Origin of the sequence: Burkholderia sp. Ac-20379 (genome assembly GCF_017104645.1) — a bacterium.
GTDB lineage: Bacteria > Pseudomonadota > Gammaproteobacteria > Burkholderiales > Burkholderiaceae > Burkholderia.
In genome coordinates this window covers 1-698 of sequence record NZ_JAAGPF010000736.1, presented here as the reverse complement: position 1 = coordinate 698, position 698 = coordinate 1, and the positions used below count along the sequence as shown (strand labels likewise).

At 72.8% G+C, this 698-nt stretch carries 1 protein-coding gene and 1 pseudogene; one reads left to right on the top strand and one right to left on the bottom strand.

What is annotated here, in order from left to right; genetic code table 11:
* A partial coding sequence (locus tag G3N92_RS34325; RefSeq protein WP_206131912.1) for a CGNR zinc finger domain-containing protein occupies positions 1-326 on the top strand: 326 nt, incomplete at its 5' end.
* 113 nt (positions 327-439) lie between these two features.
* On the opposite strand, the pseudogene G3N92_RS34320 reads toward G3N92_RS34325, so the two are convergent.
* Positions 440-698, bottom strand: a pseudogene (locus tag G3N92_RS34320) (hypothetical protein); the annotation flags it as partial.

Genomic DNA, 698 nt, shown 5'->3' with positions numbered 1-698 from the left:
GCCAATGGGCGGACCCGGCCGCGCTCAACGCGGTGCTCGCGTCGGGCAGCCATCATCTGGAATTGCAGTGGACGCAGGCGGGCGAGCCGGCGCTGGTGTCGCGGCGCACGGATCTCGGCGCGGCGGCGGTGCTGCTGCCGGTGGCCGAGGCGCTGGCGCGGCTGCTGGCCGAGGCGGATTTCGGCCTGGTGCGCAAATGCGAGTGCGACGAGTGCACGCTGCTGTTTCACGACCGCACCAAATCGCATCGGCGGCGCTGGTGCAGCATGGCGATGTGCGGCAACCGGATGAAGGTGGCGGCGTATCGGGCGCGGCAGAAGGGATGAGCGGAGGGAACGGCGGGCGCGGCGCTAAGCCCGTGCCCGCGTAGCGCTGCTTGCGGCGGAGGAAGGTGCGGCCGAGGCGCGGCGGCGGGGAGGACCGCCGCCGCGCCGGCGGGTTACGGGCTCGTGCCGTTACCGCTCGTGGAAGGCGTGTCGGGCGTGGGCGTCGGCGAATCCGACGGCGCCTCGGACGGAAAGCCGTTGCCCGCGCCGCCGCCGTTCGTTCCGGCGTTGCCGTTGTTGCCGTTGTTGCCGTTGCCGGGGCTGTAAGCACCGTTGCCATAGCCGCCGTAACCGCCGTTCGCGCCGCTCACGCCATTACGGCCGCGATTCCCCGCAGCCGGCGCGGGCTGCTGCAACATCGGCGGCGCGGAA